The sequence below is a fragment of the Nocardiopsis sp. NPDC055551 genome, assembly GCF_053619415.1.
In genome coordinates this window covers 22,177-46,483 of sequence record NZ_JBSHJJ010000016.1, presented here as the reverse complement: position 1 = coordinate 46,483, position 24,307 = coordinate 22,177, and the positions used below count along the sequence as shown (strand labels likewise).

Below are 24,307 nucleotides of genomic sequence, written 5' to 3'. Positions count from 1 at the left end.
CGTCCACCGACGAAGGGAAGTGACCCGTGGACTGGTTGCAGGACCGGGCGGTGGCCGTCATCACCGGCGCCGCCGTGGGCGACGCCCTGGGCGGCGCCACAGAAGGATGGACACCCGAACAGATCGAGGAACGGCACGGTGGCAGGGTCACCGGGCTCGTCGGACCCTGGTATGAGAACTGGCGCGACGCCCGCCCGATCGCGCCCTACCACAAGGGTGACGGACACATCACCGACGACACCCTCATGACCCGGGCACTGGTCGAGGTGTACGCCGGGCGTCGTGAGCACCTGGACGCCTACGCCATGGCGCGGGACCTGGTGCCGCTGATGATCGGCGAACCGCGCTGGATCCCCGAACTGGAGTCGACGGCCCTGCTGCTGCAACGGGTCTTCCTCGCCGAGAAGTGGATCGTGGCCCGGCTGCACTACGGGCACGTCGACCCCCGTGAGGCGGGGGTCGGCAACGTCGTCAACTGCGGGGCGGCCATGTACGTGCCCCCGGTCGGGTTGGCCAACGCGGGCGATCCCCGCGCGGCCTACGCCGAGGCGATCGACCTCACCGGCGCCCACCAGTCCAGCTACGGCCGTGAGGCGGCCGGGGTCTTCGCCGCCATGGTCGCCTCGGCGGTCGCGCCCGGAGCGACCCTGGACGACGTCGTCGCCACGGCGTTGGAGGTCTCCCACGACGGGACCGGGGCCGCGCTGGAGGCGATGGTCAAGGCCCTGGACGGATTCGGCGACCCGCCCACCGACGACGAGGGCGAACGGGCCCTGGCCCGGATGGTCCGGGAGACGGTCGCGCCCTTCGACTCGGTGGGCCCCGAGTACCGGAACATGTCCATGGACGCGCGTCGACCCTCGCGGACCAAGGCCATCGAGGAACTGCCCGCCGCGCTGGGCCTGCTCCTGGGCCACCGGGGCGACTACCGCGGATCGGTGCTGGCCGCGGTCAACTACGGGCGCGACGCCGACTCCATCGCGGTCATGGCGGGGGCGATCTGCGCCGGGCTGGGCGGGACGTCCGTCGTCCCCGACGAATGGCTCGACCCGGTGGAGGAGGCCAGCCGAATGGACATCCGAGCGACCGGACACCTCATGGGCGAGGCCGCCGCCGACATCCTGCGGGCCGACCGTGAGCGAGCCCTCGCCCGACTGCGGATGCTGGACACCCTCGGAACAGGGGGTGCGTCCGCGTGAGGCTCACCTGGGCACAACCGGAGGACCTGCTCGCCCACGAACTCGTCCAGTCCGAGGCCGAGGGCCACGACGTCACCGGTATCCGCCGGACATGGACGGACGCCGGGGGCGACCCCGTCCCGGCCGTGGGCGGGGCCGGTGCCACGGCGGCCGACCCCCGGCTCCGGGCACTGGCCCGCGACCTCCTCGACGAACTCGACGCCCTGCCCCGACCCGAGCAACCCGACCACTGGTCGCGGGTCGAGACCGCGCTGCCCACCGCCCCGACCCGACCGGCGCTCCCGCACGACCTGCGCGAACGCGTGCACGGCGCCTGGGCCGGCCGCGCCGCCGGGTGCCTGCTCGGCAAACCGGTGGAGAAGATCCCCCGAGAGGGCATCGAGGAGATCCTGCGCGCCACCGACCGCTGGCCCCTGGACCGCTACTTCACCGCCGTCGGCCTGCCCGACGACGTCGCCGCGCGCCGACCCTGGAACCGGCGCAGCGCGGGCACGTCGCTGGAGGAGAACATCGACGGCATGCCCGAGGACGACGACCTCAACCACCCCATGCTCGCCCTCACCCTGATGGAACGGCACGGGCGCGACTTCACCACCGACGACGTGGCCGCCCTCTGGCTCGACCTCATGCCCGCCGGTCGTGTGTTCACCGCCGAACGCGCGGCCTACCGCAACCTCTTGGACGCCCGTCCCGTCCCGGAGACCGCGACCCGCTACAACCCCTTCCGGGAGTGGATCGGCGCGCTCATCCGCACGGACCTGTACGGGTGGACCAACCCCGGCGACGTGCGCGCCGCGGCCCGCCTGGCCTGGACCGACGCCCGACTCAGCCACACCCGCGACGGCGTGTACGGCGCCATGTGGGCGGCGGCCCTGGCCGCCTGCGCCCTGACCCACGACACGGTCGAGGACGTCCTGGACGCCGCGCACACGGTCCTGCCCCCGCGAAGCCGTACGGCCCAGGCGGTCGACCTGGGCCGGGAAGCGGCCGCGCGCGGCGACGTCCGCTCCGGCCTGGACCGGCTGCACGCCGCCTACGGCCACCTGCACTGGGTGCACGTGCTCAACAACGCCGCCACCATCGCCTACGCCCTGACCCGGGGCGAGGGCGGGTTCACCCCGAGTGTGTCGATCGCGGTCACCGCCGGTTGGGACACCGACTCGGCCGCGGCCACGGTCGGCGGCGTCGTGGGTGCCCTGCGGGGCTTCGACCGCGTCGGCGCCCGGTGGACCGACCCGCTGGACGGGCGCATCGCCACCTCACTGCCCGGCGGCGAACGCCGCATCGACGACCTCGTCACCCGCACCCTCGCCCTCGTCGAGCCCGACCCGAACTCCCCGAGGACCCCATGACCTACACCTTCGACCCCCTGGTCCCACGCCCGATCGACCGGCCCACCGAGGTACCGCTGGAGCAGGCCCCCACCTCCCAACACCTCGCCGAACTCGACGACGCCAAGATCTTCGCCGCCCCCGAACGGTCCGCGGACCGTCCCGCCTGGCGGGCGCGCCTGCACGCCTGGCGCGAGGACGCCCGCGCGCGGCACCACTACGACGACTCCGCCTACACACGCCCCGAGGCGACCTGGGCGGCCGGCTGCCACACGGTCGCCCAGGTGTGGCTGTGGGACGAACTGCTCTACTCCTTCGCCGAACATCGCTTCACCCCCGAACGCTTCCTCGCCGACGCCCGGGCACGCTTCGGCGGACTGGACGCCCTCGTGCTCTGGCACGCCTACCCGGTGATCGGCCTGGACGATCGCAACCAGTGGGACCACTACCGTCAGGTTCCGGGACTGTCCGGCCCCGGCGGGCTGATCGACACCCTGCACGCCGCCGGGGTGCGCGTGTTCGTCGACTACAACCCCTGGGACGTGGGCACCAGACGCGGCGCCGACGACGTCACCGAACTCGCCGCGCTCGTGGCCGACCTGGAGGCCGACGGGGTCTTCCTCGACACCCTCAAGAAGGCCGAACCCGAACTGGTGGACCGGCTGGAGGAGGCCAGGCCCGGGGTGGTGCTGGAGGGGGAGTCGAAACTCCCGGTGGAGCGGATCCAGGACCACTCCGCTTCCTGGGCCCAGTTCTTCGCCGACTCTCCCGTGCCCGGTGTGCTGCGCGCGCACTGGTACGAGCGCCGCCACATGCAGCACCACGTACGGCGCTGGCACCGCGACCACACCGAGGAACTACGGTCGGCCTGGCTCAACGGTGTCGGCCTCATGGTCTGGGAAGTGGTATTCGGTGTGTGGGTGGGCTGGTCGGCGCGCGACGCCGCCACCCTGGCCCGCATGGTCGCCGTCCAGCGCGCCGCGGGCGACCTGCTGCTGGAGGGGGAGTGGACCCCGCTCGCCGAACTGCATCCCGACGCGGACGAGGCCGGTGTGTACGCCTCCAGGTGGGAGCACGGCGGCCTCACCCTGTGGACCCTGGCCAACACCCGCGGAACCGACCACGACGGGCCGGTGCTCACCGACCCCGGCGTGCGGGAAGGGGTCCACTTCGACCTCACCGGTGGTGGTCGGCTCGCCGCAGACGGGCACACCCTCGTGCCCGCCCACGGCGTGGCCGCGCTGTTGCACGTGGCACCGGGGACGGCCGTGCCCGACTGGCTCCCAGACCTGGTGAAAGAGCTTTCCCAACGACCGCACACCCCGGACGCACGCTTTCCACACCGTCTGGCCCACCGGGTCACCCCCCGGGCGCCGAGGTTCTCGCACGCCGGTCCGGGCCCGGAGACGGACGCGGTCGTCGTCCCGGCCGGCCCCTACGTGCTGACCGTGCGCCACCGGGGACGCGAGACCGGCATGTACCAGGGCGCGCCCTACGTCGACGAGTGGAAACCGCTTTCTCCCCGTCTGCACGACGCCCGCACCCTCCAACGCGACGGAGAGCTCGCCCACCCCGTCGCGGTGGCCGCCACCGAGGTCACCAACGCCGAGTTCGCCGAGTTCCTCGACGCCACCGGCCACACCCCGGACACCGCGCACCGCCTCCTCGACCACTGGATCGATGGCCGACCCGATCCGTCCGCGCACGACGAGCCGGTGACCTTCGTCGACCTCGACGACGCCCGCGCCTACTGCGCCTGGCGGGGCGGACGCCTGCCCACCGAGGACGAGTGGCAGCTCGCCGGCGAACAGGGCGGACTGCGCCGAGGCGAGCCCGCGGTGTGGAACTGGACCGAGAGCGAACACAGCGACGGGCGCACCCGCTTCGTCATGCTCAAGGGCGGCAGCGACCACCACGCCCACGGATCCGACTGGTACGTCGAAGGCGGTCGCCGGGCGCCCGACCACAGCGTCAAACTCCTGCTGCCCGGTCTGGGACAGGCACGCTCGGCCACGGTCGGCTTCCGCTGCGCCTGGGACCTGCCGGGGAAGGAGGGAGAACCCGCGTGACCGTCTCCCGTGACCCCGACCGTGGGGCCCTGACCGGGCTGCGCGTCGTCGACGCCTCGACGCTCTTCGCCGGCCCCATGACCGCCCAACACCTGGGCGACATGGGAGCACACGTCACCAAGGTCGAACACCCCACCAGACCCGACCCGGCGCGTACCCACGGGGCCGCCGCCGACGGCGTCAACCTGTGGTGGAAGACCCTGGGCCGCAACAAGCGGACCGTCACCGCCGACCTGTCGGGCCCCGGCGGGCGCGAGGTGTTCCTCGCCCTGGCCGAGCGGGCCGACGTGGTGATCGAGAACTTCCGCCCCGGCACCCTCGAACGCTGGGACCTGGACTACGCGGTCCTGTCCGCGCGCAACCCCCGACTGGTACTGGCCCGGGTGAGCGGCTTCGGGCAGATCGGCCCCTACCGCTCCCGCCCCGGCTTCGGCACCCTCGCCGAGGCCATGAGCGGGTTCGCCGCCATGACGGGCGAACCCGAGGGACCGCCCACCCTGCCGCCCTTCGGATTGGCCGACGGCATCGCCTCCCTGGCCACCGCCTACGCGGTGATGGTGGCCCTGTCGGCTCGCGAGCGCACCGGTCGCGGCCAGGTCGTGGACACCGCCATCATCGAGCCCATCCTGGCCATGCTGGGTCCGCAGATCACCCGTTGGGACCGGCTCGGCACAGTTCAGCCGCGCACCGGAAACCGCTCGGTCAACAACGCCCCGCGCAACACCTACCGCACCCGTGACGGGCGCTGGGTGGCCGTCTCCACCTCCGCCCAGTCGATCGCCGAACGGGTGGTGCGCCTGGTGGGCCGCCCCGACCTGATCGAGGAACCGTGGTTCGCCACCGGGGCCGAACGCGCACGCCACGCCGACGAGCTCGACGAGGCCGTGGGCTCCTGGATCGCGAAGCACACCCGTGAGGAGGTCGTGGTCGCCTTCGAACGGGCCGAGGCGGCCGTCGCCCCGGTCTACGACGGGGCGGACATCGTCGACGACCCCCAGTTCCAGGCGCTCGGCACCGTCCACCGGATCGAGGACCCCGACCTGGGGCCGACCCTGATGCAGGGTCCGCTCTTCCGGCTCTCCGAGCACGACGGCGTCATCGGGTTCACCGGACGCCCGCACGGCGCCGACACCGACGAGGTCCTGGCCGAACTCGGCTTCTCCGACCAACGCGTCGCCGAACTGCGAGAGGAGGGCCAGGTGTGAGCCCCACCCATCCCGACCGCCCGCCGCTCACCCTGCTGTACACGCCCGCCGACCGGCCGGACCGGGTGGCCAAGGCCCTGGCCGGGGACGCCGACGTCGTTCTGGTCGACCTGGAGGACGCCGTGGCCCCGGCCCACAAGGTACGGGCGCGGGCCGAGGCGGTCCGGCTGCTGGCGCGGGTGGAACGGCCGGTGCAGGTGCGCCTCAACCACCCCGAAACCCCCTGGCACACCGGTGACGTGGCCGCCCTGGCCGACCTCCCCGCTCACGTGGGCGTACGAGTGCCCAAGGTGGAGAGCCCCGACCAGGTGCGTGCCCTGGCCGCGATGTCGCCCGGACGGGACCTGCACCTGCTGATCGAGTCCGCGCTGGGGGTGGAACGCGCCTTCGACCTGGCCGTGGCCGCACCCACCGTGGCCTCGATCGCGCTCGGTGAGGCTGACCTGCGCTCGGACCTGCGTGTGTCCACCGACACCGGCCTGACCTGGGCCCGCGCTCGTGTGGTGGTCGCCGCCCGCGCCGCCGCGCTGCCACCGCCGGTCATGTCGGCGTACCCGCACGTGCGCGACCTCCAAGGACTGGCGTCCTCTTGCGCGGCCGGACGCGACCTGGGCTTTTGTGGTCGCACCGCGATCCATCCGGCGCAACTGCCCGTCATCGGCGAGGCGTTCCTGCCGAGTGCGGGGGAGATCGATCGGGCCCGCGAGGTCGTTCGCCGGGTCACCGACGCCGAACTCGCGGGTGTGGGGGCCGTCGCCCTGGCCGACGGCACGTTCCTGGACCGGGCGATGCTCGACCAGGCCCGTGCGGTCCTGGCCCTGGCCGCGACCGGCTGAACACGAACCGCCCCGTTCCCGGATCGGGAACGGGGCGGCCCGCAGGTGTCAGCAGCCGGTGCTGCTGGTGATCGTGGTGTTGCCGTAGTAGTAGACCTCCACCCCGTTGAGCACGACCTCCACGACCGTGCCGCCGACGCGCTGTTCGTAGTGCAGGTGCGGTCCGGTGGAGCCACCGGTGCTGCCGACGGTGCCGATCGCCGTGCCGGTGGAGACGCTGTCACCGACCGCCACCGACTGGGTCTGCAGGTGGGCGTACAGGGTCGAGACACCGTCGCCGTGGTCGATGACGATGTAACGGCCGTAGCTCTTGTTGCCGAGGTCGGCGACCGTGGTCACGGTGCCCGAAGCGCTGGAGAGCACGCTCTGCCCTTGTGCGTCGGAGCGCTGGAAGTCGACGGACAGCAGCGGGTTGTGGTTGGTGCGGGTGTTGGCGTTCCAGACCTGACCGCACTCGAAGGGCGTGCGCAGGTTCAGGTCGGCGACGGACAGGTCGTCGGCGGAGGCGCCCGCGGGGGCGAGCACGCTCAGGAACAGGGTGGCGGCGGCCGCGGTCGCGATCCGCTTGAGGGTTCGAGGGAGCTTCATTCGGGTCCTTTCTCGCAGAGCGGGGTTGCGAGACCCCACGAGGCGGCTACCCGTTCACCGGCCACGAACCCATCCCCATGTCGGTTTGTTTCGTTGGAGCAGGTCATCGCCGAAGAATTTCTTTGTCCACGCCCCCGCCCGCCGATCGCGAGAGCGGGCACCGGAAGCGCACCGTGGGTGCTTCGGTGCTCTGGCAAGACCCGGTGCGAGACCACGACATCCTTGCGGGGCAGCCGATACGTCCGCCGAGGTCGACCAGTACCGCGGGGTGGCACGCGAACCCGGAGCCGGCCAACGGGACGGTCAACGGGCGCGCGGGGCCAGGATCGCGGTGACGGCCGCGGCGACGAGCAGGATCAGGATCGCCGGACCGAACGTCATGGCGGCCAACCCCAGACCGATGTTGGCCCCGATGCCCGGAGCGGTGGCGATCATCCACCACACGCCGCCCATCATCGGGATCGGGGTCAGCAACAGGATCACCAGGCCCCAACGAGGCGCGAGCCGACCGCCGGCCACCGCGCGCACCAGCAGGATCGCCATCGCCACGGTGAGCAGCAGAGCGCCCACCCCCAGGAGGGTCTCGGCCCAGGCGGGGAGGATGAGCGGATCGATGGCGTAATCGGCCTCGGACAAGGGGAAGCCCTCGGCGGCGGCGACCTCCTCGGGACGGGTGTAGGTCAGCCACCAAGTGGAGATCGCCGACCCCACCAGCAGCGCGACCGTCTGTAGAACCGGGACCGACCGGGGGCGGTGAGGGGTGTGAGTCGAGGTCTCGTTCATGCCCCCATAGTGGTCGAATCGGGTCCGGTCCGCGTGAGTGCGCGTACTCAATGCCCTGACGATCTCCGAGACGGGTGCCTCCGATAGCGTGAGGCGGTGTTCTCCGACTTCAGCGACATCGAAGCCTTCGTCCGGATCCCCCGAATCTCCGCCGTGGCGGTCGGACCCCGAGGTCGGGTGGTCGCCGCCGTCTCCCAGCCCGACGAGTCCGGTTCGAGGTTCGCGTCGGCCCTGTGGGAACTCGACCCGGAGGGCCTGGCCCCGGCTCGCCGACTCACCTTCTCCGAACGCGGAGAGAGCGCGCCGCGGTTCGCCCCCGACGGTTCGTTGCTGTTCACCTCCGGGCGCCCGGACCCCGAGGGCGGGCAGGGAGAGGACACCACGGCGATCTGGCGCCTGCCCGAGCACGGGGAGGCGAGCCCGCTCGCCCGAACCGCCGGAGGCCTCCAAGTCGCCGGCGTCGCCGACGACGGTTCGATCCTGGCGACGACGAGTGTGACGGTCGGGGCCGACCTGGGCGATGACGCTCGGCTGCGAAGCGCGCGCAAGGACGCCGGACGGTCCACCATCTGGCACACCGGCATGCCGGTCCGCCACTGGGATCACGCGCTCGGCGACCTCAGCCCACGCCTGGTGCTCGTCTCCCCGGACGGTGAGATCACCGACCTGACCGAAGACGCCGACACCGTGGCGCTGAACGGAGCGTCGGCCGACCTGTCCGCGGACGGTCGCACCGTCGTGACGACCTGGACCGAACGGATCCGAGGTGGGCAGACCCGCACCGACATCGTCCTGATCGACACCGTGACCCACAAGCGGACCACCTTGCTGGCGGCCGACGACGACCAGGAGTACGGATCCCCGCTGCTCTCTCCCGACGGCGCCCACTGCGCGGTGACACGGCGGACGATCTCCACCCCCACCGACACCGGTTACGGCTCCCTGTGGATCCACCCGCTGTCGGACGGCGCACCGGTGAACGTCGACGTCGGTGACCTCACGATCCGCGAATACGCGTGGCGCCCCGACGGAACCCTCCTGGTCGCCGGTGACCTGCACTCCTCCGGCGCGGTGCTCACCGTGGACCCGCGCACCGCACGGGTGCGGACCCTGGTGGACGGAGCGGTGTTCTCCTCCCTGGCCCCGGCACCGGACGGTTCCGTGTACGCGCTGCGTTCCGACATCACCACGCCTGCGCGACCGGTGCGATCGACGCCGGAGGGTCAATCGCGCGAACTCCCGGCGCCCGGTTCGGTGGCGGCGTTGCCGGGCGACCTGGAACGGGTGTGGACCGAGGTCGATGGTGTACGCGTCGGTGCGTGGCTGTGCCTGCCGGAAGGCGCTTCCTCGGCCACACGGGCTCCGACGATGTTGTGGATCCACGGCGGACCGCACACCTCCTTCAATGCGTGGAGTTGGCGGTGGTGCCCGTGGTTGTCCGTCGCCCGTGGCTACGCCGTGCTCATGCCCGACCCCGCCATGTCCACCGGCTACGGGAACGCCGGCCTGAACCGAGGTTGGCCCAGGCGGCCGGACGTGGTCTACCGCGAATGCGAGACACTGCTCGACCAGGTGCTGGAGCGCCCGGAACTGGACGCCTCCCGCACCGCGCTCCTCGGTGCGTCCTTCGGCGGCTTCATGGCCAACTGGATCGCCGGACACACCGATCGCTTCTCGGCGATCGTCACCCACGCCGGGCCGTGGGCGCTGGAGCAGCAGCACCGCACCACCGACGCGGCGGCTGAGAAGACGCGCGTGCACGGCCACGAGGAGGACGACCCCGAGTGGTACCGGGCCAACTCCCCGCACAACGGCGCGGCGCGTGTGACCACCCCGGTGTTGATCTCGCATGGGGACCGGGACTACCGGGTGCCGATCGGTGAGGCTTTGCGGATGTGGTGGGATCTGGTCTCGGGTTGGGACGGCCCGCCGGAGACGCTGCCGCACCGGTTCCTGCAGATGACCGGCGAGAACCACTGGGTGCTCACCCCGTCCAACATCCGCGTGTGGAACGAGGCGGTGCTCGCGTTCTGCGATCAGCACGTGCTCGGGGCCGACCCCGTTCCCGACGTCCTGCCCTGGTGACCGGCCCCCTGCTCTGAGAAAACCGGTGGCTCCGGGCCAGGGCCCGGAGTTACCGTGCCGGCATGGGCGAAAGCGAGAACGTGTGGGACGCCGAGGCCGCGGCCGAATACGACACCCCCGGTGAGGGCATGTTCGCCCCCGAGGTACTCGGCCCGGCCGTGGACCGACTGGCCGAACTCGCCGGCGGGGGCGCCGCCCTGGAGTTCGCGGTGGGCACCGGCCGGGTGGCCGTACCGCTCCTCGAACGGGGCGTGCCGGTCCAGGGCATCGAACTGTCCGAGCACATGGTCGAACGCTTGCGTGCCAAGGTCGACGAAGACGCGCTGCCGGTGACCCTCGGGGACATGGCCACCACCGTCGTGCCGGGCGAGTTCGCCCTCGTCTACCTGGTGTTCAACACGATCTCCAACCTGCTCACCCAGGCCGAACAGGTCGAGTGCTTCCGCAACGCGGCCCGTCACCTCTCACCCGGGGGGCGGTTCGTGGTGGAACTGGGCGTGCCCGACCTGCGGCGCCTCCCGCCCGGACAGGAGGCCGCGGTCTTCGCCTCCGAGGACGGATACGTGGGGCTGGACACCTACGACGTCGTGCGTCAGCATCTGACCTCGCACCACTTCTCCTTCGACGAGAGCCGCCGGGCCCGACTGTTCCGCTCCCGGCACCGGTACGTGTGGCCGGCCGAACTCGACCTCATGGCGCACATCGCCGGTTTCGCCCTCGAATCCCGTCACGCGGACTGGCGTGGCGGCGCGTTCATCGCCGAGTCCCCCTCCCACGTGTCCGTCTATCGCTTGCCCACCGCACGGTGAACACCATGATCGCGCACGTGGGGATTCCGCTCGGTGTCCCGGGGACCGCGTCCGGTCCCGTCCTCGAACCCGGACCGGGTTCGAGGACGGTCAACGCTCACAGGTCCCAGGTCGTCCCGTAGCGCAGGGTCAGTTCCCGCACGTCCTCGGCGGACAGGACCGAGAACTCCCGGCCCTGAAGCGCCACCACGATGCGCGAGGCCTCCTCCAGCTCCACGGCCCCCTCCAGGGCGCCGGCCGCGTCGTCGGCCGCCACCAACGAACCGTGGTTGGCCAACAACGCGGCGCGGAACCGACCGGGCAACCCGGCCACGTTCTCGGCCAACCGGTCACTGCCCGGCGCGGCGTAGGGGACCAGGGGCGCCTGACCGACCCGCATCACCAGGTAGGGGGTGATCGGCGGCAGGGCCGAGGCCGTCGACCAGGCGGGCAGGCAGGAGGCCGCCGTGGTGTGCGGTGAGTGCAGGTGCAGCACCGCCCCCGATCCCTGGACCCTGTCGTACATCGCCAGGTGCAGGGGGAACTCCTTGGAGGGCGATGGCCCCTCCAAATGCCGCCCGCGCTCGTCCAGCACGGACAGCCCCCTCGGCCCCAGGTCACCGAGGGAGACCCCGGTGGGGCTCATCAGGATCCGGTCGCCGACGCGCACCGACACGTTCCCCGACGACCCCGGGCTCAGCCCGGATTCGACGGCGCGTCGGCCCACCGCGCACAGTTCCTCGGCGGCCTCCTCCAAACGAAGCTTCACCGTCCCGCCTTCCACGCGCGTACGAAGAGGTCCTCGGCACCGAAGTTGCCGGACTTGAGCATCAGGTGCAGGGCGTCGTCGCCCCGTTCGGCGAGCATCCACGCCACACCGGGGTCCACCTCGGGACCCAACGCCAGTGGGCCCACACCCAGGCTTCGCACCACGGCGCCGCTGGTCTCACCACCCGCGACGAGAAGGGAACGCACCCCCGCCTCGACCAGCCGCTTCGCGACCAGGGCCAGGGCCTCCTCCATCAACGGGGCGTCCGCGGTGTCCACGACGTGCTCGGGCGCGGCGGTCGCGTAGACCACGAACGGGGCCGAACCACCCTCCAGGGCCCGGTCCACGATCCGAGAGACCTCCCCGTCGAAGTCGGCGCGCAGCTCGGAGGGGAGGAGCCGGTGACCGTCACCGTGGGCGAGCGCGTGGCGCACCTGCCCCTGAGTGGCCCGGGAGGCGCTGCCGGAGAGCACCACGCGCGGTCCGTCGGGCAGGCTGATGGCGCCTGGACCCGAGGTTCGGGGGCCGCGCAGCCCCGCGGCCAGGGCGCTTCCTCCGGTGAGCACGCCCAGGTGTTCGCTCGCTCGGGCCAGCGTGTCCAGGTCGGCCTCGTTCAAGGCGTCGACGATCACGAACCGGGCTCCCGCCGCCCGGGCCCGTTCCAGGGCGGTGCGCACCGCGTCGACCCCCCGGTCCACCACGGGCCAGGGCACGAGCGCGACCTCGTCGCCTCCCCCGCTCACCTGTGGGGCCAGGAGCCGCAGCAGGCTGGAGTCGGTCATGGGGGTCAACGGGTGGTGGCGCATCGGTGACTCGTCGAGGGGGTCGTCGCCCACGAAGAGGTGACCGCGGTAGACGGTGCGCCCGTTGGCGGGGAACGCCGGGGCGACCACCGTCATCGGTTCGTCGAGCGCGTCGAGCACCGCCTCGCAGACGGGGCCGATGTTGCCGCGCGGGGTCGAGTCGAAGGTGGAGCAGTACTTGACGTAGAACCGTTCGCAACCGGCACGCCGCAGCGCGGCCAACGCGTCCAGGGAGACCTTGACGGCCTCGTCCACGGGCACGGTGCGCGACTTCAGCGCCACCACCACGGCGTCGGTCCCGTCGGGGACGGGGATCGTCCCGACGGTGCCCTCGTCGCCCAGGACGACGGTGGTCCGGAAGCCGGCCGTCGTGAGGGTGATCGCGATGTCGGTCGCTCCGGTGAGATCGTCGGCGATCACGCCGAGGGTAGCCATGGGGTCCTCCTGTGGTCGGTTCTTACAGCGGTGACGACCGCTCCCGTGCCGCGCGGCACGGTGGCCCGGGCGGGGAGCGGTCGAGGGGGAGGGCGGATCAGACCACGCCCAGCGCGACCATGGCGTAGAGCACGGCGAACCCGGTCACACCCGAGATCAGCGAGGCGATCCCGATGGAACGGATGCCCTGACCCACCGTCATGTTGGACAGCGTGGTGGTGACCCAAAAGCCCGAGGAGTTCGCGTGCTTCATGATCTGCGCACCGGTCGCGCAGGCCAGGTAGACCACGAGGGGCGACAGGTCCAGCGAGGGGATCAAGGGCTGCATGATGGCCGCGGAGGTCATCACGCCGAGGATGTTGGAACCGGTGATCGAACACACGGCGGCGGCCACCAGGAACGGGACGATGATCGGTGACAGGCCGGTGCTCTCGATGCTCCCGGCCACGCTCTCGGCCACACCGGTCTCCCGGATGATGGTGGCCAGCGCGCCGCCCACACCGGTCAGGGCCAGGGGCATCGCGGCGATGCGCAGCCCGGACTCGAACAGGTCGTTCAGGGTCTCCTTGTCGCGCCAGCGGCCGCGGAACAGCGGCAGGGCCAGCAGGCAGGCCAGGAACAGGGCCAGGGTCGGCTCGCCGAGGAACAGCACCAGGCCGGTGAACCAGGAGCCCTCGGGCAGGACCGGGGCGGTCAACGAGGCGAAGACGATGAGGACGATGGGGGCCAGGATCGGCACCAGGGAGCCGAACAACCCCACCCGGGGAGTGTCGGTCCCGTTGTCGGCGGCGGCACCCGAGCCACCGCCGCCGGCGGAACCGCCGGCGTTCACCAGGTGTTCGACGAACTCGGGCTTGGGCGCCACGTGGGTCTTGATCCGGGAAAGGTAGAGGGTCGCCGCCAGCACACCGGGAACGCCCACCATGAGTCCGTAGAGGATGGCCTCGCCCATGGACACCTCCAACAGGGAGGCGGACGCGAGGGGACCGGGACCGGGAGGGACCACCGAGGTCATGACGTAGGCGCCGATGTAGAGGATCGGTCCCAGCCTCATCATCGAGATGCCCGTGCGGTAGGCCAGCGCGGACACGATCGGGATCAACATGACCACCGCGGTGTCGGCGATGAGCGGGATGCCCAGGACGGTCGAGGCCAGGGCGATGGCCCAGGGGACGCGCTTCTCGGCGAACATGCGCAGCGCGGTCTCGGTGATCTTCATGGCGGCGCCGCTCAGTTCGAGCATCTTGCCGAGCACACAGCCGAAGATGACCAGCAGACCGACGCTGGCCAGGGTGCTGCCGAAGCCCTCCTTGACCAGTTCGATGGTGGCCTTCCCGCCCATGCCCAGGACGAGTCCGAGCGCCACGACCACGATGAACAGCGTGGCCACGGGATGGACCTTGAACCGTGCGATGAGCAGGATCAGGACGATGATGGCGGCCAGGAACGCCAGGAGGGTGGAGAGGTCGGACATGTCATCGGTTCCGATCGCTGATGCGGGTGCGGGCGTGGCGCCACGCGTGCAGGAGGGTGGTGTCGGGGTCGGCGAGGTCGTCGATCCCGATCAGGGCGCCGGCGGGGACGTCGCGGGCCAGGGTGGCGTGCGCCGCCAGGTACAGCGGGGCCACGTCCTGGGGGGCGTGCGCGGTGTCCAGCAGGACCGCGGCCACACCCTCGACCTCGTGGTGGTGCCCGCCCATGTCGAGTCGGGTGCCCGCACGCAGGGCCTCCCGGGCGCGCCCGGCCAGGACCGCGTGCGGGGCGGGATGGCGACGACCGGCCCCGCGGTGGTGGTCGACCGCGTCCAGCAGGCTCAGCGGCGTCTCGACCCCCATGAAGTGGTAGGGCAGGTACATGCAGGCGTAACGCCCGGAACGGGAGACGACGTGCCCCTTCTGGGCGAGCAGTTCCCAGGTGACGGGGTCCCCGGTGCGCACGACGACGAAGACCCCACCGGCGAAGGACGCCTCCTCGGGCAGGCGCAGCACGCTGAAGACGTCCACCACGCCGTCGGCGGTGAGGATGCCCCCGTCCTCTTCGCGGGCGTAGACGTCGGCCAGTTCGGCGACACGGGCGACGGGGTAGTGGAGTGACTCCACGTCCGGCACCAGGCCGGTGTGGCCGGCCACGACCGCCATCTCGCAGTAGTCGGCGGCGGCCGAACGCTTGAGACCGGCCACGGCGCGGGCGCGCGCGGCCAGGGTCGCCGGAACGTCCTCGCCCAGGGTCGCCAGGTCGGCCAGTTCGGGGGCCTCGATCTCCTGGTCGAGTTGGCGCACCCGCCCGGTGGCGGGGTCGAAAACCAGGTCGTACTCGCCGGACTTGCCGATCGCCACGACGTCGAGCCCGAGCCGTAGGGCGCGCTCGTACCACTCGATGAGGTTGGCCGGCTGGTCGCCGATGCCGGGGGTGTACACCACGTCGTGTTCGCGGGCGAGGTCGGCCAGGGCGATGCCCGCGACGGAGTCGACCTCCTTGGAGACCATGACCACGTGGCGTCCGGTCTCGATGGCCCCGCGTGCGGCCTCGGTGCCCACTCGCGGGTTCCCGGTGGCCTCGACGAGCACGTCGTGATCGGCCCGGGTGAGCAGGGCGACGTCGGCGACGACCGCGATCCGGTCCGGGGCCAGGGCGGCCACCTCTTCGGGGGTGGCGCACACCTGAAGGTCGGAGCGGTCATAGCCCAGCTCCACGCACAGGTCGATGGTCCCGGTGGTGTCGAGGTCGCACAGGACCGCGGGGTGCAGCCGTTCGATGCGCGTGGTCTGTGCCAGCAGCGTGCGCGCGAAGCCGCCCCGTGCTCCGGTGAGCGCGTACCGCACGGGGGAGGGCGGCGGGGAGGTGGCGTCGGTGCCTTCCATGGTTCTCCTTCTCTCACCTCACGAGTGGCACGTGGTGTGCCGGGGTCGCGAAGGCAATGAGCAGAGTTTTAACACTAACGGAACATATGAGTCAACAATACTCACAGTTGGGATCATCTGGGAACTATCGGTACCATGATGAGTGTGAACAGACCTGAAGGAGGACGATGATCCCGGCGCAACGGCGTGACCTGCTCCTACGTGAGCTGCGCGGCACGGGCGTGCTGAGCGTCAGAGAGCTGTGCGAGATCCTCGACGTCTCACACATGACGGTGCGCCGCGACATCATGACGTTGGAGGAGGAGGGCAAGGTCCGCTCGGTCCCCGGCGGGGTCGAACTGGCCTCACAGGTGCGCTCCGAACCCTCCTACCGGGACAAGTCCCGGGTGGACCTGGCGGAGAAGCGGGCCATGGCGCACGCGGCGGCGGAACTCGTGGGGCAGGGCCAGACCGTCTACCTGGACGCGGGCACCACCCTGGGCCAGCTCGTGCCGCTGTTGTGGCACGTCACCGGACTGACCGTCATCACCAACGACCTCACCACCGCCGCCTCCCTCACCGATCACCCCGACGTGACCCTGTACCTGGTCGGGGGTCAGATCGACCGCGAGAACCGGTCCTCGATCGGTGACATCGCCGCCGACATGGTCGCCGAGTTCAACATCGACGTCGCCTTCGTGTCGACGAGCTCATGGGACCTCCATCGCGGCTCGACCACCCCCTCCCGCTCGAAGGTGGCGGTCAAACGCGCGGCCATGGCCGCGGCCTCGTCCTCCGTCCTGGTGGCGGGCGCCGACAAGTACGGCGCCTTCGGCACGTTCAAGGTCGCACCGCTCACCGGGTTCACCTCGGTGATCACCGACGACCGTCTTCCGGACGCCTCGGCGCGGGCGGTCCGCGAACTCGGCGTCCCCCTGGAGATCGTCACACCCCGGCGCGAAACCGGCGGTGACGAGACCGACTCGGAGGAGGCCTCCACCGCCTCGGCCTGAGGAAGGCCCTCCCGCTCGGACCCACCTCGTTCCGCGTGCCCCGCCGGACGCACTTCGTTCGGCGGGGCACGCGGGCGCGGGTCAGGAACGGCCGCTCTCGCGGAACAGCAACCACACCAGGTAGCCGCCGCCCAGGCACACGGTCACCGCGCCCACCGGCAGCGCGATGCCCGGGATCGCGTACCGGGCGATGAGGTCGGCCATCGACAGCAACAACGCGCCCGCCAGGGCCGACCCGGTCAGGTCCGCGATGCCGCCGTGCCGGGTCAGCCTGCGGGCGATCTGAGGGGCGACGAGGGCGACGAACGCGATCGGTCCGGTCACCGCCGTCACGACCGCGGTGAAACCGACACCGATCACCACCATCAGGGCCTTGGTGGCCTCCACCGGAACCCCCGACATCGCCGCGGTGTCCTCGCCCAGCTCCAGTTGACGCATCCGGCGGCCGAGCGCCGGCAGGGCCAGGAAGAGCAGGACGGCCATGGCGGCGGACACCCCCACCGGCGGCCAACCCACCCCGTTCAGGGTGCCGGCGCCCCAGATCGCGGCCCGCAGGGCCACGTCCAGGTCCGCCTTGACCGAGAACCAGGTGTTGACCGAGGACAGCATCGCGCCGACCGCGATGCCGACGATGATGAGCCGGAACCCCCGCATCCCCTGTCGCAACGCCAACAGGTACACCGCCAGCGCAGTACCCAGGCCGCCCAGCACCGCGCCGCCGGCCAACGTCGGATAGCCGCTGCCGCCCAGCATGATCACGCACACCACACCCGTGTAGGCGCCGGAGTTGAGCCCGATGATGTCGGGGCTGCCCAACGGGTTGCGGGTGAGCGACTGGAACAGGGCGCCGCTCAACCCCAGACAGGCACCGAACAGGGCGGCGGCGACGGCCCGGGGCGCCCGCCACTCCACCACCACGAGCCGGTTCGGTCCCTCCGAGCCCGGAGCCAGCGCACCGATCACCTCCGGGATCGGAATGACGCGCGAACCCATGGAAAGCGCTATCAGGACACAGGCCGGCAGCGCCAGGAGCATGATCCCGTAGACGATGAGGGCCCGCCGGGAGGAGCGCACGCTCACCCTCCCGGCCCTCAGCACGATCGTGTCCCTCACAGCGCGTTCGCCTTCGTCCGTCGAATCAACATGATGAGCACGGGCGCGCCCAGGAACGCGGTGACGACACCGACCTGGAGTTCGCCCGGCCAGACCACCAGACGCCCGATGACGTCGGAGAGCAGGACCAGCGCGGGCGCCGCCACCAACGTGAACGACAGGATCCACCGTTGGTCCGGGCCGGTGATCATGCGCACCGCGTGCGGCACCATCAACCCGACGAAGGAGATGGGACCGGCCGCCGCGGTGGCCGCACCGCACAGCACCGTGATCGCCACGATCCCGAACGCGCAGGTCAGGGCCACCCGCGCCCCCATGGCGTGGGCGAGCTCCTCGCCCAGGGCCAGCGCGTTGAGCGAACGGGTCAGCGCCAGAGCCAGTACGAGGCCCACCAGGACGAACGGGGCGATGGCCGCCACGGTGCCCTCGGGGCGATCGGCCAGGGTGCCGGCCTCCCAGTAGCGCATCCGGTCGAAGCTCTCGGGGTCGACCAGGGTCAGCGCCGAGGCGGCTCCGCTGAAGACCGCGCCCAACGCGACCCCCACCAGGACCAGCCGCAACGGCGTCGCCCCACCCGGCCCACGAGCGGAGACGAGGTAGACCATCGTGGCGGCGATGAGCGCGCCCGCGAACCCCGACCACAGGTACTGGTCGATCCGGGTCACCCCGAGCACGGTCACGCTCACGGCGATGGCGAACGCGGCGCCCGAGTTGACCCCGAGGATCCCCGGGTCGGCCAGGGGGTTGCGGGTCAGGGCCTGGGCGAGCGCCCCGGCCACGCCCAGCGCCATGCCCACGAGCAGGCCCAGCAGGGTGCGCGGCACGCGTAGGGCGAGCACGGTCAGATGGTCGATGCTCTGGTCGGGGGCGGTCAGGGCCGCCCACACGGTGGACACCGGTAGGCGGGCCGACCCCACCATGAGACTGGCCGCGCAGGACAGGGCGAGAAGGATCAGGCACAGGAGCAGCCACACCGGACGGGCGCCGATTCCTCGGCGGTGGGGCTCGTCCGGTGTGGCGGTGGACCCGTGCGGGTTCCGTTCCTCCCCGCGGTTCTTCAAGAGGGAACGCACGTGATGGGGGCTTCCTAGGAGAACTGTTCCTCGACGATGTCCAACAGCGCGAGTTCCTCGTCGTAGTCGCCGCGCAGGCCCCAGTGGGGCAGGTCGTAGGCGTTGCCCTCCTCGAACGCGGGCAGCGCCGCGTAGACCGACGACTCCGACAGGCTCTCCACGTCGGCGGTGTCACCGTGGAAACCGATGATGAAGACGGTGGGGGCGTCGACGATCCGACCGACCTGTTCGCTGGAGATCTCGAACATGTCACCGCCGGCGGTGTAGGGCTCGAAGTCGTTCTCGGTGAACAGGGTGTCGGTCTCGAAGCCCAGGCGCGCGAACGTCTCGGGCAGCCCCATGTCCTCGATGAGCACGTAGGGGGTCTGGTCGGCGGTCACCGTCAGGAAGGTCGCCGGGTTCGGCGGGACGGTGATGGCCGCCGCGACCTCCTCCACCCGTTCGTCGTAGGTCGCGGCGAGTTCCTCGTAGTGCTCGGGGCTTTGGAAGACCTCCTCGGCCAGGAAGGAGAACTGGTCCTGCCAGGTGGTGCGGGTGTCGTCGACGATGACGGTCGGCGCGATCTCACCGAGCCGGTCGTAGGCCTCCACCGCCTGGAAGTGCGGGAACCCGAGACCGCCCGCGATGATGAGGTCGGGTTCCAGGCCCAGGATCGCTTCGAGGTCGAACCCGTCCGCGCTCCACGGCAGGATCTCGGTGCCGTCCTCCTCCGCGGCCTGGGCCCAGTGCTCGGAGAACGCCCCTTCGGTGTCGGCGGTCTCGGGGATGACCCCGACCACCGGAACGTCGAGGTGGTAGAGGTAACCGGCCAGGGCGTGGTTGAGGACCACCACCCGCTCGGGGGCGCCGGGAACACTCACCTCGCCCTGCCCGGTCTCCACGACCCGGGTTTCGGATCCGGTGGCCTCCTCGGCCTCGGTGGTGCTTTCGCCGGCCCCGCAGGCGCTCAGGGCCAAGGATCCGACCGTGAGCAGGGACATGAGGGGCACAAGGGGGACTCGGAGGGATCGCATGGGGCCTCGTTCTGGACAAGCTAGGGGAGACGGGGGGCCGACAGGAAAGATAAGGTAAGCCTAGGCTAATATCCCTGGTGCCGGTGGGCGCGCCCCAGGTGACATCGGTGCTCGCCCGAGATGACATGTTCTGGAGCCGTGATGACGCCGAAACAGCTCTGCCGGGTCGTGCCCGAGAACACGATCCGGTTCCTGGGACACGACACCCACGAACACGAGGTGCCGCACCTGATCCACGTGGTCGCCGGAGCGGCCGAACTGGTCGTGGCCGGAGAATCGATCACCCTGCGGGCCCGGCACAACCTCTGGCTGGCCCCGCACGTGCCCCACTCGATGCGGTTGGAAGAGGGCGGGATGGCCCTGGGGCCGCTGCTCTCCCCGGGCACCTCGCCCCCACAGCGGGTGCATCGACTCGGGGTGGTCCCCGAACTCACCCGGGTCATCATGACCGTGCTGGGGGCGGCGCCGGCCACCGCAGACCAGGTACGCCCCTTCCGGGACGCCCTCGATGCCGTCCTGGGCGGGCTGTCGCGGCCGCGCTTTCCCGTCACGCTGCCCGAACATCCGGTGGCCAGGGCCATCGCGCGCGAGACCGCCCGCTCCGAGGCCACCCTGGAGGAGCTCGCCCGACGCCACCACACCAGCGTCCGTCACGTCCAACGCCTCTTCGTCGAGCAGACCGGGCTCGTCTACACCCGATGGCGCACCCGGGCGCGGTTGAACACGGCGATCGAACGGCTCAGGGCCGGCCACGGTCTGCCCGAGGCGGCCCGGGTCTCGGGTTATTCGACCAGAAGCGGCCTGCTCCGTGCCCTGAGCAGGGAGAGCGGCCTGCCCGAGTCGCTGCTGTCCGAAGACCCCCTGGCCGCACTCGACGCGACACCGGTCGCGGCCTGACCCCTTCCGAACACACGCCGGAGCGGGCGATTTTCCTATCTCTTGGGTAGGTTGTTTTCTACACTGGTGTGACGGGCGCGGATCCGCGCCCGTCACACCCACCGTCCACGCATCACTTCGGGAATCGAGGGGACCATGTCCAGGGTCAAACTCCGGCTACGCGGCCAGGAGGACGACGTCGAGCGTCTGTTGGAGACCCTGCGGTCCGATGAGGCCGTCCGACTGGACGAGAAGGTGCCGGAGCCGCAATCCGGTGGCTACGTGGTCGTCCACGCGGTGGCCTCCACCGACGACGAGTAGGACCTCCACGCGCGGGGACCGGCCGTGATCCTCAACGTCCGATCCGCACCGCCCGCCGCACGCTCGGAGGCCCCGACCCGGACCGGGCCGGGGCTCTACCCGGTCAGATCCTCGGCAGCAGGGTGGCCAGCAGGACCACGCCGACCGAGGTCACCAGGCCCGTCATCGCCATGGTCCGGGCCAGACGCGGCCTGGTGCGGGTGGTCGCGCCGTGCAGCGTCGCCGCGACCATCACCACACAGAACAACGCCAACTTCGCCGCCAGCACCCGGCCGTATCCGGGTTCGAGCAGGGAGGCCCAGGTCACCCCGGCGCCCCAGGCCAGGGCGATCCCCGTGCCCAGCTGGACCGGTAGGAAGAACCCCGCCGTGAGGGTCCCGAAGCGCTTTCCGATGGCGGTGAGCACCGTGGCGCGACGTTCGCCTTCCAGGGTCCGTCGGGTCAGCGGCATGACCACCAGGGACACGGTGAGCTGTCCGCCCACCCACAACATCGCCGAGAGCACGTGCAGGAAACGCGCCCCTGCCCAGACCGCTTCCTCCATCAGGGTTCCTCCACCTCGAAGTGTCCGTGCGCGCCACCCTCGGCGTGGCGCAGATCGTGGTCGACGAAGGGGTAGTGCCCCGCCTCGGGGAAGGTCGTCTCGACGAAGCCACCCTGGGCCGTGCCCAGATCGAGTGACTGGGAGCCACCGTCGTCGTCGGGGCGCAGCAGGTAGGCGCCCTCCTTGTAGACGGTGTCGAAGCGCGCCCCGACCACGTGGAAGGAGGTTCCGTCCAACGGGCCGGCGGTCACCACCCACACGCGCACACGTTCGTCGACCCGCGCCGCCAACGGCGCGTGGTCGTAGCCCATGGCGGCACCGTTGAACATCCACCCCTGGGGTCGTCCGGTACGGATGCGCTCGGTCTGCTCGGCGTCGCCGGGCTCACCCGGGTACAGCTCGCCCTGGACCAGCACGTACTCGCGGTCGACCTCGGCCAGGTCGGGCGGGTCGATGATCACCGCCCCGTACATGCCGTTGGCCAGGTGGTGGCTCATCGGCGCGGTCGAGCAGTGGTACAGCCACGCCCCCGCCTTGTCGGCGGTGAACCGGTAGGTGAGCTCCTCGCCCGGGGCGATGGTGCGCATGGGTTCGTCCGGGGCCAACGAACCGGCGTGGAAGTCGATGCTGTGCCCCATCGTGCCGTCGTTGACCAGGGTGACGACGAAGACGTCACCGATCTTCCCGCGCAGGACGGGCCCGGGCGCGGTGTCGCCGAAGGTCCACACCGGGCGCCGAACACCGGGCGCGACCTCCTGTTCGCTCTCGCCCACCCGGATCTCGACCTCGTGCTCGTCGGTGTCGGGGGCCGGGTCCAGCTCGGCGTCGATGGGTTCCCAATCCTGGCTAAACTCTCCGGACAGGTCGAGCGGCGCATCGGTGGCCCCCATGGAGTGCTCACCGTGTTCGGCGACGGGAAGGTCGTCGCCGGTGGTGGTCACCGTCATCTCCATGCCCGAGGCGCGGTGTCCCATCACCGAGCACCACCCTCGCAACGGACCGTCCACCACCCCCACCTCCAGGGTGGCGCTCTCCCCGGGCGCGAGTACGGGGGTGCGCGTTCCGTTCTCCATGCGCAAATCGTGCGGTTGGGCGTCCTCGTTGGTCACCTCCAACACCAGTGCGTCGCCCGGGTCGACGGTGATGGTGCCCGGTTCGACCACCATGTCTCCGAGCGCCACGTCCACGGTGCTCGTCCGACCGGTGGGGGTGACGGCGGATTCCTCGTCGGTGGGCACACCGAGGGCGAACACCAGCGCCAGCGCGGTCAGCGCGGCGCCCAACCCGGCTCCCAGCAGCCCGGGGGAGGCGGTCACCTCCCAGGCTCGCAGGACGACCACCACGGCGAGCAGCACGAACGTCGCGGCGCAGGCGAGCACCAGTGCCCACGCCGCGGTGCCCCACGGCCCCGGGAGCAGGGTCAGCGGCAGGCCGAGGTTGAGCGCGGCCAGGCGGACCGGCCACCCCCGACCCAGCAGCGCGGTGTTGGCCTTGACCGCGCGGGGACCGCCGCCCAAGACCACGGGAAGCAGGTAGGTCAGGGACCCCAATAGGACCTGGCCGGCGAAGCCCACGAGGAACAGCGGAAGGAGCGGCTGTAGGACGGTGTGCACCTCGTGCGGGGCGTGCACGGCCAGGGTGTGGACGTCCACCGCCAACGCGGCGAGCAACCAGACCAGGGAGGCGGAGACCGACCAGGCCGCGGCCCCCGTCGGCCGTTTGCGCAGCGCGGTGCGCACCAAGGGGACCAGGCAGAACAGGACCCCGGCCGCGTACACCACGATCCCGGCCAGGGCCACCCAGCGCATGCCGGCGGCGAGCCCGACGGCACTCGCCACCAACCCCACCAGGACGGGGACCAGGGCGCGGCGGGCCACGGTGCCCGCGCCCTCCACGACGCGGGTGCGCAGGATGGTCGGCCACAGCGTAAACAGGCTGCCGATCACCGCCAGACCGACCCAGCCCCACAGGTTGAGGTGGACGTGCGCCGCCAACGACCGTTGCCGGACCTCGGGACCGGCGGCGTCGAACAGCATCATCGTGCCGAGCACGGCCCCCAGCACGAACGAGGCGCCGGCCGCCGTGTACCAGGCGCCGATGTGGGCGAACCCGCCGCCCAACGCACTTCGGCAGGCGCGTGCCAGGGCCAGGGTGTGCACCACGACCACGCCCAGCACGGCCACCGCGCCGACCACCGCGAAGGGGATCAGGGTGGAGGTCGCTCCGACCACCAGGACCACGACGCCGGTGTTGAGCACGGTCAGCCGGGCGGCCTGGTAGCGGTCCGAGGTCGCGGGCAGGCGCAGCAACGCGACCGTGAAGTGCTCGGTCCAGGTGATGATCGCGTTGGTGACCGTTCCGAGCAGGAGCAGGTGCACGGGCAACCAGGAGGGCAGACCGAGCGGGCCGACGGTCGCGGCGGCGCACACCGCGAGCAACGCCCAGACCAGGGCGATCGCGTTGGCGCGGGCGTGCCAGGACACGTGCCTTGGCAGCGGCGGTGGCCGGTCGGGGCGTTCGATACGCACGAACGTGGCGGGCATGACGGCTCCGTTTCCGAACAGGGGACGACCGCGTGCGCGGCCGGCCGGTTCCGGCCCAAGGGGCGTGTGCTCCGGGGCAC

The 24,307-nt window shown here is 71.3% G+C and carries 21 protein-coding genes; 10 read left to right on the top strand and 11 right to left on the bottom strand.

Features of this window, described 5'->3' with window-relative positions; translation table 11 throughout:
* Positions 1 to 26 precede the first annotated feature (26 nt).
* The 5 genes from ACWGSK_RS25340 to ACWGSK_RS25320 are packed head-to-tail and all read left to right on the top strand — an operon-like array spanning position 27 to position 6,640.
* Positions 27 to 1,199, top strand: coding sequence for an ADP-ribosylglycohydrolase family protein (locus tag ACWGSK_RS25340; RefSeq protein WP_358514098.1), 1,173 nt, complete (start codon positions 27 to 29; stop codon positions 1,197 to 1,199).
* Positions 1,196 to 2,551: an ADP-ribosylglycohydrolase family protein gene (locus ACWGSK_RS25335; protein WP_452456952.1), complete on the top strand. Its 1,356-nt coding sequence runs from the start codon at positions 1,196 to 1,198 to the stop codon at positions 2,549 to 2,551. Before ACWGSK_RS25340 ends, ACWGSK_RS25335 begins: the two co-directional genes overlap by 4 nt.
* Positions 2,548 to 4,599: an SUMF1/EgtB/PvdO family nonheme iron enzyme gene (locus tag ACWGSK_RS25330; RefSeq protein WP_452456951.1), complete on the top strand. Its 2,052-nt coding sequence runs from the start codon at positions 2,548 to 2,550 to the stop codon at positions 4,597 to 4,599. The genes ACWGSK_RS25335 and ACWGSK_RS25330 overlap by 4 nt, the downstream gene beginning before the upstream one ends.
* Positions 4,596 to 5,804 carry a CaiB/BaiF CoA transferase family protein gene (locus ACWGSK_RS25325; RefSeq protein WP_452456950.1) on the top strand — a complete coding sequence of 403 codons (1,209 nt, stop codon included), beginning with the start codon at positions 4,596 to 4,598 and terminating at the stop codon, positions 5,802 to 5,804. Before ACWGSK_RS25330 ends, ACWGSK_RS25325 begins: the two co-directional genes overlap by 4 nt.
* Positions 5,801 to 6,640, top strand: coding sequence for an HpcH/HpaI aldolase/citrate lyase family protein (locus tag ACWGSK_RS25320; protein ID WP_358514089.1), 840 nt, complete (start codon positions 5,801 to 5,803; stop codon positions 6,638 to 6,640). Before ACWGSK_RS25325 ends, ACWGSK_RS25320 begins: the two co-directional genes overlap by 4 nt.
* A gap of 48 nt (positions 6,641 to 6,688) precedes the next feature.
* On the opposite strand, the gene ACWGSK_RS25315 is transcribed toward ACWGSK_RS25320, so the two are convergent.
* Positions 6,689 to 7,228 (bottom strand): M23 family metallopeptidase, encoded by a 540-nt coding sequence (locus tag ACWGSK_RS25315; RefSeq protein WP_452456949.1) that lies wholly within the window; start codon positions 7,226 to 7,228, stop codon positions 6,689 to 6,691.
* Between the two features lie 303 nt (positions 7,229 to 7,531).
* Positions 7,532 to 8,011 (bottom strand): hypothetical protein, encoded by a 480-nt coding sequence (locus ACWGSK_RS25310; RefSeq protein WP_358514085.1) that lies wholly within the window; start codon positions 8,009 to 8,011, stop codon positions 7,532 to 7,534.
* 96 nt (positions 8,012 to 8,107) lie between these two features.
* Between ACWGSK_RS25310 and ACWGSK_RS25305 the strand changes: the two genes are divergently transcribed.
* Together ACWGSK_RS25305 and ACWGSK_RS25300 are read left to right on the top strand one after the other, a co-directional pair.
* A complete protein-coding gene (locus ACWGSK_RS25305) occupies positions 8,108 to 10,096 on the top strand; it encodes a S9 family peptidase (RefSeq protein ID WP_358514083.1) in 1,989 nt (662 codons plus the stop codon).
* A 62-nt stretch (positions 10,097 to 10,158) separates the two neighbouring features.
* Positions 10,159 to 10,905 carry a class I SAM-dependent DNA methyltransferase gene (locus ACWGSK_RS25300; RefSeq protein ID WP_358514081.1) on the top strand — a complete coding sequence of 249 codons (747 nt, stop codon included), beginning with the start codon at positions 10,159 to 10,161 and terminating at the stop codon, positions 10,903 to 10,905.
* A gap of 97 nt (positions 10,906 to 11,002) precedes the next feature.
* Here the strand turns inward: ACWGSK_RS25300 and ACWGSK_RS25295 are convergent, their stop codons facing one another.
* The 4 genes from ACWGSK_RS25295 to ACWGSK_RS25280 form a co-directional block, all read right to left on the bottom strand.
* Positions 11,003 to 11,653 (bottom strand): class II aldolase/adducin family protein, encoded by a 651-nt coding sequence (locus tag ACWGSK_RS25295; RefSeq protein ID WP_358514079.1) that lies wholly within the window; start codon positions 11,651 to 11,653, stop codon positions 11,003 to 11,005.
* Complete coding sequence (gene otnK / locus ACWGSK_RS25290; RefSeq protein WP_452456948.1) at positions 11,650 to 12,891, bottom strand: 3-oxo-tetronate kinase; 1,242 nt, start codon at positions 12,889 to 12,891, stop codon at positions 11,650 to 11,652. The genes ACWGSK_RS25295 and otnK overlap by 4 nt, the downstream gene beginning before the upstream one ends.
* 97 nt (positions 12,892 to 12,988) lie before the next feature.
* Positions 12,989 to 14,365, bottom strand: a complete 1,377-nt coding sequence (locus ACWGSK_RS25285) for a GntP family permease (protein ID WP_452456947.1) — start codon at positions 14,363 to 14,365, stop codon at positions 12,989 to 12,991.
* 1 nt (position 14,366) lies between these two features.
* Positions 14,367 to 15,752: a homoserine dehydrogenase gene (locus ACWGSK_RS25280; protein ID WP_452456946.1), complete on the bottom strand. Its 1,386-nt coding sequence runs from the start codon at positions 15,750 to 15,752 to the stop codon at positions 14,367 to 14,369.
* Between the two features lie 167 nt (positions 15,753 to 15,919).
* On the opposite strand from ACWGSK_RS25280, the gene ACWGSK_RS25275 reads away from it, so the two are divergent.
* A complete protein-coding gene (locus ACWGSK_RS25275; protein WP_087100530.1) occupies positions 15,920 to 16,744 on the top strand; it encodes a DeoR/GlpR family DNA-binding transcription regulator in 825 nt (274 codons plus the stop codon).
* Positions 16,745 to 16,825: 81 nt separating this feature from the next.
* Here the strand turns inward: ACWGSK_RS25275 and ACWGSK_RS25270 are convergent, their stop codons facing one another.
* Genes ACWGSK_RS25270 through ACWGSK_RS25260 form a run of 3 tightly spaced genes read right to left on the bottom strand, consistent with a single transcriptional unit; the run spans position 16,826 to position 19,943 of the window.
* Entirely contained in the window at positions 16,826 to 17,857 is a 1,032-nt protein-coding gene (locus tag ACWGSK_RS25270; protein WP_452456945.1) for a FecCD family ABC transporter permease, read from the bottom strand.
* Complete coding sequence (locus ACWGSK_RS25265) at positions 17,854 to 18,930, bottom strand: iron chelate uptake ABC transporter family permease subunit (RefSeq protein ID WP_452456944.1); 1,077 nt, start codon at positions 18,928 to 18,930, stop codon at positions 17,854 to 17,856. Before ACWGSK_RS25265 ends, ACWGSK_RS25270 begins: the two co-directional genes overlap by 4 nt.
* Positions 18,931 to 18,944: 14 nt before the next feature.
* Entirely contained in the window at positions 18,945 to 19,943 is a 999-nt protein-coding gene (locus ACWGSK_RS25260) for an ABC transporter substrate-binding protein (protein WP_452456943.1), read from the bottom strand.
* Positions 19,944 to 20,084: 141 nt separating this feature from the next.
* Here ACWGSK_RS25260 and ACWGSK_RS25255 point away from each other — a divergent pair, with 141 nt between their 5' ends.
* Positions 20,085 to 20,840, top strand: coding sequence for a helix-turn-helix domain-containing protein (locus tag ACWGSK_RS25255; RefSeq protein ID WP_452456942.1), 756 nt, complete (start codon positions 20,085 to 20,087; stop codon positions 20,838 to 20,840).
* Between the two features lie 135 nt (positions 20,841 to 20,975).
* A complete protein-coding gene (locus ACWGSK_RS25250; protein WP_160049361.1) occupies positions 20,976 to 21,140 on the top strand; it encodes a hypothetical protein in 165 nt (54 codons plus the stop codon).
* Between the two features lie 103 nt (positions 21,141 to 21,243).
* On the opposite strand, the gene ACWGSK_RS25245 is transcribed toward ACWGSK_RS25250, so the two are convergent.
* Positions 21,244 to 21,684 (bottom strand): hypothetical protein, encoded by a 441-nt coding sequence (locus tag ACWGSK_RS25245; RefSeq protein ID WP_452456941.1) that lies wholly within the window; start codon positions 21,682 to 21,684, stop codon positions 21,244 to 21,246.
* Entirely contained in the window at positions 21,684 to 24,227 is a 2,544-nt protein-coding gene (locus ACWGSK_RS25240; RefSeq protein WP_452456940.1) for a multicopper oxidase domain-containing protein, read from the bottom strand. The genes ACWGSK_RS25245 and ACWGSK_RS25240 overlap by 1 nt, the downstream gene beginning before the upstream one ends.
* Positions 24,228 to 24,307 lie beyond the last annotated feature (80 nt).

Bases quoted from the DNA above. Each gene is read 5' to 3' on its own strand.
- ACWGSK_RS25255 (WP_452456942.1), top strand. From the start codon at position 20,085: ATGACGCCGAAACAGCTCTGCCGGGTCGTGCCCGAGAACACGATCCGG.
- ACWGSK_RS25300 (WP_358514081.1), top strand. From the start codon at position 10,159: ATGGGCGAAAGCGAGAACGTGTGGGACGCCGAGGCCGCGGCCGAATAC.
- ACWGSK_RS25285 (WP_452456947.1), bottom strand. From the start codon at position 14,365: ATGTCCGACCTCTCCACCCTCCTGGCGTTCCTGGCCGCCATCATCGTC.
- ACWGSK_RS25315 (WP_452456949.1), bottom strand. From the start codon at position 7,228: ATGAAGCTCCCTCGAACCCTCAAGCGGATCGCGACCGCGGCCGCCGCC.
- ACWGSK_RS25280 (WP_452456946.1), bottom strand. From the start codon at position 15,752: ATGGAAGGCACCGACGCCACCTCCCCGCCGCCCTCCCCCGTGCGGTAC.
- ACWGSK_RS25250 (WP_160049361.1), top strand. From the start codon at position 20,976: ATGTCCAGGGTCAAACTCCGGCTACGCGGCCAGGAGGACGACGTCGAG.
- ACWGSK_RS25260 (WP_452456943.1), bottom strand. From the start codon at position 19,943: ATGCGATCCCTCCGAGTCCCCCTTGTGCCCCTCATGTCCCTGCTCACG.
- ACWGSK_RS25240 (WP_452456940.1), bottom strand. From the start codon at position 24,227: ATGCCCGCCACGTTCGTGCGTATCGAACGCCCCGACCGGCCACCGCCG.
- ACWGSK_RS25245 (WP_452456941.1), bottom strand. From the start codon at position 21,684: ATGGAGGAAGCGGTCTGGGCAGGGGCGCGTTTCCTGCACGTGCTCTCG.
- ACWGSK_RS25330 (WP_452456951.1), top strand. From the start codon at position 2,548: ATGACCTACACCTTCGACCCCCTGGTCCCACGCCCGATCGACCGGCCC.
- ACWGSK_RS25275 (WP_087100530.1), top strand. From the start codon at position 15,920: ATGATCCCGGCGCAACGGCGTGACCTGCTCCTACGTGAGCTGCGCGGC.
- ACWGSK_RS25310 (WP_358514085.1), bottom strand. From the start codon at position 8,011: ATGAACGAGACCTCGACTCACACCCCTCACCGCCCCCGGTCGGTCCCG.
- otnK (WP_452456948.1), bottom strand. From the start codon at position 12,891: ATGGCTACCCTCGGCGTGATCGCCGACGATCTCACCGGAGCGACCGAC.